This window comes from Candidatus Methylomirabilota bacterium (genome assembly GCA_027293415.1).
GTDB lineage: Bacteria > Methylomirabilota > Methylomirabilia > Methylomirabilales > CSP1-5 > CSP1-5.
In genome coordinates, this window is the sequence record JAPUFX010000097.1 from 1 (window position 1) to 10,068 (window position 10,068).

Here is a 10,068-nt window from a genome sequence, read left to right on the forward strand (position 1 = left end):
ATCAAGACTGATCGGCCTCGCCTGCTAGTCCCGCTCGGGCAGCCCGATCGCCTAGCCGGCCATGAGCGGCTTGTTCAGCGTGCTGCGGCCGCCTTTCTCCTCTCTGCTTTTTGCTTGGTCTTATGCGCCACAGATCTGGCCGCATCCGTCACCGTGAAGAGCTCCAATTCATCCAGTTCCTTTGCCTGAACCGGCTGCATGGCCACATCCGTGGCGGCGGGTCGCGATGTACCTTTCATGGCCCGACGGAAAGCCCGCTGATAGTCCCTGTACATCCCCAGGAAACGGATGAGTTTATCGGCGATTTCCCATAGGTACCCGCCGTAGAAGATCAGGGGATTCTCCAAGGGCAGGCCTCGTCGTCGATCGCGTCGGTACTTACGTCGAAAGAGGCCGGCGTCCAGCGGGTGTACGCGTTCGATCTTGGCAGCGGCGTGGAATGACAGCATCATCCACTTGATCTTATTCGCGCTGACGCCCCATTCCCTCGCTCGGCGCACGACCGCCTCGACATGATCCGGCGTGTAGTACGTGTCCCATGCCTTTTCGTACACGTCTAACCACTCCTGCTTCGACATTCGGGCGTGAGGGGCGGTCACGTGGATTGTATCGTAATTGTTCATGTCCAGATCCAACGGCACACCGCGTTCGTAGAGCTCTTTGTGGTCTTGCGATCCAGGAAGGGGGGTGAGGATAAAGAATTCCAGTAAATCGACCGGGAGTTCCCGCTGGATGATGCGAATGTCCCTCAGAATGCTCTCGGCCGTGTCAGTGGGAAAACCCAGGATGTATCCGGCAAACGTGAGCGCACCGATGCTGTGCCATGCATGCAGCATGTCCCGATATTTGGTAATGTCGTTTTGGTGTTTTCTCGATCCCTCTAGGGACTCCGGATTAATGCTCTCGAGACCGATGAACACCCTGTCGACACCCGCGCGTCCCGCCTTCTCGATGAAACACGGGATCTGGTGACAGAGGGTGTCGACCTGGATGGTGATCTTGAAGTCGATGCCATCTTCCTCTTGTAGCTCGCCCAACCGGTCGAACAGATCTTCCCAAACTTTGTTTCTGGCGAAGTTATCATCGGTTATGAAGAACTTATTAATGCCTTGGGCGACGTTGGTCCTGATGATCTCCTCGATGTCACGCGGAGTGCGATAGCGGGATTTGCGTCCCTGGACGTTGATGATGGTGCAGAAGCTACACAGAAAGGGACAGCCGCGGCCTGCGTCGAAACTGGTTCGTGTCCCCGACATCCGGTGAATGAGGCGGGCTGGGAGGTACGGCACGGGCCGCCCGTCGAGGCTCGGCAGATCCTCTATGAAGTTATAGAGTGGCTTCAATCGTTTGCCGTACGCATCCTGGAGTAAGTTCTCCAGCCGCCCCTCGAGTTCACCGGCATAAAGTGAAATGCCGTGATCCATTGCCTCCTGTAGATCCCGCGGGACATCACGCAACATGGCGAGGCAGCCACTCACGTGAAAACCGCCGATGCACACCTGGACGCCCTGATCGAGAAATTGAAGCGCGAGGTCCACGGCTCTGGGAAATTGATTGGTTTGTACGCCGACCAGCGCGACCAGACCATACCTGCCCGATTTCTGCACCAATCGGGCCAGACGTCTTACCCTGATACGGGTATTGGTCTCGTCGTGCGCCGTGAGCGTGATCTGAACATCGTCACCAAGGACTTTCCGCTCGGCGCAATCCAGGGCGAGGCCGTAGATCGCTGCCATGGTGTTTGACGGGATGGAAGAACGAATCCATTGGATCACGTAGCCATTATCATCGTAATGTGATGGCTTGATAATAATGAGATGAAACTGCTTTGGGGTCCTGCCTTTCACCGACGTTCCCTCCCCCTTTCCTTTTGCCGCCTATGGCACAAGCTGCAGCTCACCGCGTCTTCCACCCGTCCCACGCCCAGGATCGACACGATAAACGCACCTGTTAACGCCTTGAGTGATGGCTCGTCCGTTCGGGCTTGCCCATAGGGTGCGGTCGAGAACAATCTCTGTACGCTATTAGAAAAGCCTTGGAATGTCAATCAATGCTAGCCCTGTTTTCCCCATCGTCGAAACTACCATGGTTTGCATAGGCAAATCCCCTATGCCGTAAACCTTCCCCTCGGGAAGAGACCTCGTTTGACGTACGGCAAAACGTTCGGAAAAGGGGGGGATCACAGGAGGAGAGACCTTCTATGACATCGGTGGCTAGCCTTCCGATCTACTGATTGCTAATCAGATCCACCCCGCCGGCAACAGGGAAAATCAGGTGGTTCCAAGGCACTGCTACCACGGTACTACCGGCAGGAATTCCGGGGCTGTCCCAAAACCCTGGCCGACCTGTGAGTGCCCTGGACAAACGGTTCTGAGGTGGTCCGCCTCAAGACGCCTACTTGCCGGAAAGGATCAGATGGGGGGGAGGGCAAGGACATCGAGCACTGCCTGGTGGATTCGCGAGTTGGAGGCGACGATTTCGTCACGCTTGACCAAAGATGAGTCAAGAGCAGATTTGACCCCATGTTTTGGCACGGGCACGGAACTCGGTCGAACATAATAAGAAGAGGAGGCGCTGGCAATCACCGTTTCGTCCAATGATCCTGCAGACAATAACTCAGCACTTCCTGTTCCGAATAAGACGTCTTGGCAGTAATGGGCTGGCTTATTTCGTCTACCTATTCCGTTGACTGCAAATCGGTCACTTTCTTTTTAAGTTCCATGATCGCAGCGCGCATGTCGCTCAAGCGGCGGATCACGGCTTGGTTCTTCATATGCTCCCTAAGCGGTTGAATAGGCGCCCCGCCATACAACCCTGGCTTCTTAACGTCGTTCGTGACACCCGCGCGGTGCAAAAGCACCGTGTCGTCGGTGACATCAACATGATCAAGGATGCCGGTCTGACCGCTAGTAATTACTCGGTTGCCCAATCGGGTCGAGCCGGCAATACAGGTCATAGCCATGAGAATACAGTCTTCCCCGGTCTCAACATTATGCGCGATGTGGCAAAGATTATCCATAATTGTTCCCGCCCCGATTCGCGTATCGTGGAAGGTCCCGCGATCGATGCAACAGTTGGCTCCGATCACCACACGGTCCTCGATGACCACCTTCCCCATCTGTGGAATCCGGTGGTGTTTTCTCTTCTCGTCTTGTGCAAACCCAAAGCCTTCAGAGCCAATGATCGTGCCCGACCGAATAATGACGTTTTGTCCGACGCGGCAACCGAATCCAACCACGACCGAAGGATGGAGAATTGCATGGTCCCCAATGACAGCATCTTCTTCAACGACCACGTTTGACATCAGAACACAGTGATCGCCGAGCCGCACACGAGGTCCAACCACCGCGCGTGGTCCAATGACAACATCCCTGGGAACCTCGACACTCTCATGAATCACCGCCGAAGGATGGATACTGGGCTCATCCGCTTGACGAAGTTCACGATCGAAGTACTTTTGACAGATTAAGGCTCTTGCAAGCTTGACATTGGGGCTCGTCAGAATGGTGATCTGCTGGGTACCCCCAATTTCTTTGACAAGCTTCGGGGAGGTCACCACTGCTGAGGCACCCCTTTCGACGACAAGTTTTGCATAGATTTCTTCTTCAGCAAAAACAAGGTCCCCTGGTCCACAATCATCTGCAGCAGCTACGCTTTTAACCTGGACGTCCTTACCTTCCATCTGAGTTAGGATCCCGTCCTTATTAAATTCTTCAAAAATCTTAGAGACGTTCAACTGCTTCATTCAGCATTCCTCCCAATCGGTACATTCATATTTCCCGGAGTGAATTGCGATCAAAAACAGCAGGAAAAAATATAGCCACTATCCGACGGAGGAAGTGATCGGGGTCAGGCGTGCGAATTGCGATTTGCTCTGGGAACAAGAACTGTAAACCCAATAAAGCCTTCCCATTGGCCACGGAATCTGAAGATCGACCAACGTGTCAAGCTTCACGGGGCATGGGCCACGGGGACTTCTTCCGTACGTTCTGGGGGGATCTTGCCCGTGGCAATTGCCTCTACCCGTTTAAGGGTATCTGCCGAGTAGTAGCGATTCCCACACTTGTCACAAACCCCAATCACCACATCCTCCAGGATCACAAAGCCCTCTTTGTGCTTGAAGGCTTCACGCTCCACGACCTTCTCTCGAACGGTCCCATCGCAATACTCGCAACGATATTCAAATTTGCTCGTCATGTCTCAGGCTCCGTTACCTCGTACACGGTAATGATGAGATAGCGGCCACTCTCAGTGAATCGGCCCACGGTCCCCACAGGCGTGGTTCCATCTGCTCCTGTCCCGTGAACAGTATACCGTGTCCCGCGTGATTCGTCTTTCTCTCTCTTGATTAGTCTGCCGTTGAGGATCGCGGTCTCCTCATCCGTGAGATCCAGGGTGTCCTCTGCCATCTCCTCAACTGCGTGGACTGTCATGTCATATGCCGAATCAAGAATTGCCCGCCTGATCCGTTCGGGGATACGCGGCGGCACCTAGTTTTTCCCCTTTGTCGAATGGACAAGTGGTCGGCGTCCAGCGTCCGATTTGCTATATGCCACCGCCAGCGACGTCCTAATAACCTAGGAGGTTCGCCATGTCCATCTGGGATTCTCGATGGCTGGTATCGTATAGGACGGATCAGGAAACTTCAAGGAAAACAAAGAGTTGACTTGGCCCGCTCAGTGGAAGTTGGCGGTTGGAGGGGTGTTCCTGAAGTCGGGGTTGTGGTCACGTCTTGCAATCCGACAGCCTCCCTCGGCTTTACCGCAGGTCATGCGCGATACCTACCCGACGAGGCAAAAAGAAATGACGGAAATGCGTAATTGGGACGGCGACTGTGGCTGATTTGGTGGTGCGTCCAAGAGGATTCGAACCTCTGACCTGCTAATTGGTAATCAGATTCACCCCACCGGCCCCAGGAAAATCAGGTGGTTCCAAGGCACTGCTACCACGGTACTACCGGCAGGAACTCCGGGGCTGTCTCAAAACCCTGGCCGACCTGTGGGTGCCCTAGACAAACGGTTCTGAGGTGGTCCGCCAGAGGGTGTCTATTTGCCGGAGAGGTTCAGGCGGGAGGGAGGGCGAGGACATCGAGCATTGCCTGGTGGATTCGCGAGTTGGAGGCGACGATTTCGTCACCGAAAATATCAAGGGGGCCTCCCCCGGCGTCGCTGACTACTCCTCCCGCCTCCGTAATCAGGAGGGCACCAGCAGCCATATCCCAGGGCTTGAGCTGGAACTCCCAAAAACCGTCGAGCCGCCCCGCCGCCACATACGAAAGGTCTAAGGCCGCAGCGCCGGGACGCCTCACCGCCAGGGCCCGCATGCTGAAATTCCGGAAGTGGTTCAGGTTCATCTCGAAATGTTCTTTCAGTTCGTACGGAAAGCCTGTACAGAGAAGCGCCTCAACCAGCACGTCGGTGTCAGAGACGTGAATCGGCTCATTATTAAGGGAGGTTCCACCCCCCTGAACGGCCGTGAACCACTCCTCCCTCAGGGGATCATATACCACTCCACAACGAAGCTGACCCTGTTGCTGCAGCGCAATGCTGACCGCAAAGAAGGGAAATCCGTGGGCATAGTTGGTGGTCCCATCAAGGGGATCGACGATCCAGCTCGCCCCACCCTTCCCTTCGTACCCCTGACCCTCCTCGGAAAGGATGGTGTAGTCAGGGAAGCGACGGTGCAGAAAAGCGACAATGGAAGCCTCCGACCGGCGGTCGATTTCGGTGACGATATTGATCCGCCCCTTGTAATAGACCTCCGGACGGCGGCCGAATCCTTCCATGAGGATCCGACCCGCCTCTTTTGCCGCTTCCCGGGCGGCTGCTAAGTGTTCGCGAGCTTCCGAAATCACTTTTCACTCCTGCCCGGCTGACTGTATCACAGCGAAAGAACCTCCTCAACGTTACCGCCGGGGAGATTCTCAAACTCAAGGGTGGGGAGGCAGAGTTGCCCCATATTGACTGAGGTGATATCTTCGACGTATGAAGAAAGACAGCCCCGAAAAAGCGGTCCGACGACAGTTCGGCCATCAGGCTGCCTGTTATGCGGTGAGCCGCCCCCATGCGACAGGAACAAGCCTGGGGGTGATGGTAAATTGGGGAAAGCCCACATCCGCTGATCGGGTCCTGGACATTGCTACGGGGACAGGGTTTACCGCCTTTGCATTCGCCGAAGCCGCGGGTGAGGTGGTGGCCACCGATATCACAACAACGATGCTACAAGAGGCCCGGCGCTTGGCAGTCGAGCGGCAACTCCGAAACATTCGCTTCCTTCAAGTAGCTGCCGAGGCGCTGCCCTTCCGAGACCAAACCTTTGACATCACCACCTGTCGCATTGCCCCCCACCATTTCGCCTCGGTCCCTGCCTTCCTTCGAGAAATCCATCGGATCCTCCGTCCCACGGGGCGCTTCGCCCTGACGGACTCCTCCAGTCCGGAAGAACCGGAGCCTTACATGTGGCACCAAGAGATCGAGCGGCTTCGGGACCCCACCCATGTGCAGAATTACACGCCTTCAGAGTGGCGGAGGTTTGTTGCGGACACGGGGTTCACCCTGGAGGAGCTGACGACTTCCCACCGGACTGAATTGGTCTTTTCGGATTGGGTTCGAACTTCGGGTTCCCCTCCCGACGTGGTGGCCGAACTCCGCCGGCGATTCACCGAGGCTTCCCCCGCGGTCCGGGAAGCTTTCCGCATCCGCGAGGTAGGCGGCGACTTTCACTTCTCGTGGATGCTTGTTATTCTTCTCGCCCGTCCCGCCTAGAGCTACAGCAGTTAGCTATCGGCTGTCAGCAGACTTCGGCGAGCTCCCTTCGGGTCTGAGCCTCAGGGTCGAAGACAGTCGAGCCGTCAGCCACAGAAGAGCAGGTCCCGGGTAATCGCAAGAATCGACGCGTGCAAAGTCAGCTTGCCATCACCGTCCGGCCCCGCGCCCACGCGCGGAGGGCTGTGATGTCCTCCTCCCGGATCACGGAGAGGGGTATAGTGGCCCTAAGTTCATCAATGAGGAGGGAGGTATCGACGTCGGTGTCACGGGAAAAGGCGGTGTAGAGAGCAGAGACAACGGCCTGCTCGATCTCGGCGCCGCTAAACCCTTCTGATGCCTGAGCGAGCGCGCCCAAGTCAAAGGCTGCGGGATTGCGCTTTCGCTTCTTTAAGTGAACAGCAAAGATTTCCTTCCGGGCGTCCGCGTGAGGCAGGTCGATAAAGAAAATTTCATCAAAGCGCCCCTTGCGCATCAGTTCCGGCGGCAATCCTGCAATCTGATTACAGGTGGCGACGACAAATACGGGACCTTTCCGCTCCTGCAGCCACCCCAAGAGCCGACCGAAGATCCGCTTGGAGAGCCCGGCATCCGCCTCCGAGCTTCCCGTCGAGGCAAAGCCCTTCTCGATCTCATCAATCATCAGCACACAGGGAGCCATGCGTTCTGCCATCTTCAGGGCCTTGTCGAGGTTTTTATCTGACTCGCCAACGTATTTGTCGTAGAGTCGTCCCGGCTCCATCTTGAGCAGCGGCAGCCTCCACTCCCTCGCCACCGCCTTTGCGGCCATGCTCTTGCCGCAGCCCTGCACTCCCAAGAGGATAATACCCTTTGGGGGTGGAACGCCAAATCGCTTGGCCTCCGGAGTAAAGGCTTTCTTCCGCTTGGCAAGCCACCGCTTGAGCCTGCCAAGTCCTCCGATCTCGGCCATACCACCTTCGGGGGGAAAGTACTCCAGAACCCCCTCCTTCTCAAGCAGCTCTCTCTTGGTCTCGATGATGACCTCGAGGTCTCTGCGTGTCAGAGCCAGATCGCGGAGAATCGCCTTGGTCAGGGCCCGCTCCGCCTCAAACAGCGTGAGCCCCTTCATCCCTTCCACCAGCCGGTCGAACTCATCGGACGATATCTCCACCTTGATCCTGTGCTCTCGGGAGAGATTCTTGACGACGTTCTTCGCGAGGAGCTTCAGCTCCTTCTCAGTGGGAAGGTCCATCCTGAAGAAAGCCGCGAGCTTTTCCAGCTCGGGGGGGAGGGTGATTTGTGGTGCGGTGATGATGAGGGCCCTGCGATCCTTGGCAAAGGGCCTGGCGAGGTCCTGAAGTTGGCGGACCACCTCGGCCTCACCCCAATACCGGTGCAGGTCTTTGAAGAGGTAGATCCCTTCAGCCGCGATGGCGGTCACGTTAGCCAGAGCCTTGAGGGGATGTTTGCTATCATAGATCGGGTTGCCTTCTCCGGCACGCTCGAGCCCTCCGGTGACAGTCCAGACAAAGAGGGGGATACCGAGTTTCGCCGCAACACCCTTGAGACCCTCTTCAACCCGCTCCTCTTCGTAGGTCTCAACGGCGATGATCGGACAACGGGAAAGGATGAGGATCTCGAGATCCCTCAACACTTCCATGTACCCCCTCTGCTTCGCACGACCTGATGGGCCCGCAAGGATCATACCACAGCAAATTTCATTCCTATTTTTTTGTAGGGGTGGGAAAGGATTGCTATGTGAGGGTGGAATCTTGCCCAGTGAATTCTTGATGTGATCCCTGAGGAGTTAGCCAAGTCCCATGGTAAAGAAGCCGACTTGGCAATAGATCAGAACGAAGACGGCATACGCGAGCATAAAACAGAGTGTCGCTGCCCCAAGACCAAGCAAGACACCTTCCACGACACTCTCGTTCGCAGTTGCTGCTTGCAAGGCCCTCTCTAGCCGACACGCGAACGCCGAACTGCTTACGCCGTTGAGGGCGCGGCTCAGCGTAACATAGAACCTCGCGAAAGGAATTACACGCACTCGCGATAACATTGCTCCTCCCCCTGACTCTCGTCAAAAAGGATCAAAACCCTCCGAAGAGAGGATGGATCCAGATTGTTCCGAAGGGACTCGAGGAAACGGGCCAGGTGGTACGGGGTGATCCCCCTCTCCCCAAGCTGCCTGATCTCCTCTTCATTGAATTCGTTGAGGTCTTGCCCATCCTGCTTGGGACCGTCCTCAACGGCCGCGATGCGACGGCTTTTCATAGTCCCTCCTTACCGAAAGTTCATAACCGAATTTGTGCAAGGGGGATGCCAGATACGCAGAGATTAATTTGCGTCCAGGAGCACGCGAACAGACGGCCATGAGGGATGCCCGTGACTCTTGCAACCCCTTGAATTCTAGTTGATTTCTATGCCTGAAATGGATTTGAGCCAACTAGGACGGGGTGATTGTAAGAATAGGGGCACCTAAGCCAACATTTTTGAAGGGTAAAATCTCTGGTCCGTTTGGCAAGCCAATATGTCTTATTGACAGGAAGATGACGAATTTCAGGCGCCGAGAATCTTTCCCTGCCAAAGGTAGGTACGGGGGACTCGCTTACTGATATTACAGAGGATCTCGTAGGAAATCGTACCAAGGCGCGCTGCCCACTCATCGGCCGAGAATGCTTGGTCACCCTGCCTTCCGAGAAGGATTACCTCCTCCCCTTCTTGGACTCCCCCCACATCAGTCACGTCTATCGTTATCAAGTCCATGCATACCCGGCCGATTACCGGTGCCCGCTGACCCCGGATGAGCACCTCTCCCTGGTTCGAGAGAAGACGATTATAGCCGTCTGCATATCCCACCGGTAACGTCGCCACCAGGATATCCCGCGGGGCAACGTACGTACAGCCATAGCTCACCGTCCCGCCCTTTGGCACCTTCTTCATCTGCGCAATGCGGGTCATAAACGTCAGGACCGGCTCCCAGGGGAGGCCTTGGGAGACGAATAGAGATGGCGGATAACCGTAGAGCGCAATCCCCGGACGCACCATATCCAGATGGGTTTCGGGAAGGTTCAGGATGGCCGCGCTATTGGCGGCGTGGCGGAGAGGGACGGCAATTCCTGCCGCCTCTATCTCCCGGACTGCCCCGAGAAACCGCCGAAGCTGCTCCAACGCGTGGCCCTTATCGGCCGCATCGGCAGCAGCGAAGTGGGTCATCACCCCTCCCAATTCCAATCCAGGGAGATGGACAATGGCCTGCGCACCGGCTGCGGCCTCAGACGGGTGAATCCCTAATCGCCCCATCCCGGTATCGATCTTGAGATGAACTCTCACGGCCTCCCTG

General features: G+C 56.3%; 9 protein-coding genes. 1 reads left to right on the forward strand and 8 read right to left on the reverse strand.

Annotation, left to right across the window (positions count from 1 at the left end):
- Positions 1-74 precede the first annotated feature (74 nt).
- The 5 genes from O6929_07165 to O6929_07185 all read right to left on the reverse strand — a co-directional run bounded on the left by O6929_07165 (position 75) and on the right by O6929_07185 (position 5,854).
- Entirely contained in the window at positions 75-1,847 is a 1,773-nt protein-coding gene (locus tag O6929_07165; GenBank protein ID MCZ6480166.1) for a radical SAM protein, read from the reverse strand.
- 830 nt (positions 1,848-2,677) lie between these two features.
- The gene (gene lpxD / locus O6929_07170; protein MCZ6480167.1) at positions 2,678-3,745 is read right to left on the reverse strand and encodes a UDP-3-O-(3-hydroxymyristoyl)glucosamine N-acyltransferase; all 1,068 of its coding nucleotides are present in this window, start codon (positions 3,743-3,745) and stop codon (positions 2,678-2,680) included.
- A 206-nt stretch (positions 3,746-3,951) separates the two neighbouring features.
- The gene (locus tag O6929_07175) at positions 3,952-4,197 is read right to left on the reverse strand and encodes a YgiT-type zinc finger protein (protein ID MCZ6480168.1); all 246 of its coding nucleotides are present in this window, start codon (positions 4,195-4,197) and stop codon (positions 3,952-3,954) included.
- Positions 4,194-4,490 carry a DUF4258 domain-containing protein gene (locus O6929_07180; protein MCZ6480169.1) on the reverse strand — a complete coding sequence of 99 codons (297 nt, stop codon included), beginning with the start codon at positions 4,488-4,490 and terminating at the stop codon, positions 4,194-4,196. The genes O6929_07175 and O6929_07180 overlap by 4 nt, the downstream gene beginning before the upstream one ends.
- Before the next feature lie 572 nt (positions 4,491-5,062).
- Entirely contained in the window at positions 5,063-5,854 is a 792-nt protein-coding gene (locus O6929_07185; GenBank protein MCZ6480170.1) for an inositol monophosphatase family protein, read from the reverse strand.
- 130 nt (positions 5,855-5,984) lie between these two features.
- On the opposite strand from O6929_07185, the gene O6929_07190 reads away from it, so the two are divergent.
- Positions 5,985-6,764, forward strand: coding sequence for a methyltransferase domain-containing protein (locus tag O6929_07190; GenBank protein ID MCZ6480171.1), 780 nt, complete (start codon positions 5,985-5,987; stop codon positions 6,762-6,764).
- A gap of 139 nt (positions 6,765-6,903) precedes the next feature.
- On the opposite strand, the gene O6929_07195 is transcribed toward O6929_07190, so the two are convergent.
- The 3 genes from O6929_07195 to alr form a co-directional block, all read right to left on the reverse strand.
- Positions 6,904-8,385: an AAA family ATPase gene (locus O6929_07195; protein ID MCZ6480172.1), complete on the reverse strand. Its 1,482-nt coding sequence runs from the start codon at positions 8,383-8,385 to the stop codon at positions 6,904-6,906.
- A 377-nt stretch (positions 8,386-8,762) separates the two neighbouring features.
- Positions 8,763-8,999, reverse strand: coding sequence for a hypothetical protein (locus tag O6929_07200; protein MCZ6480173.1), 237 nt, complete (start codon positions 8,997-8,999; stop codon positions 8,763-8,765).
- Positions 9,000-9,284: 285 nt separating this feature from the next.
- The coding region (alr, locus tag O6929_07205) for an alanine racemase (GenBank protein MCZ6480174.1) at positions 9,285-10,068 on the reverse strand (784 nt) is incomplete at its 5' end.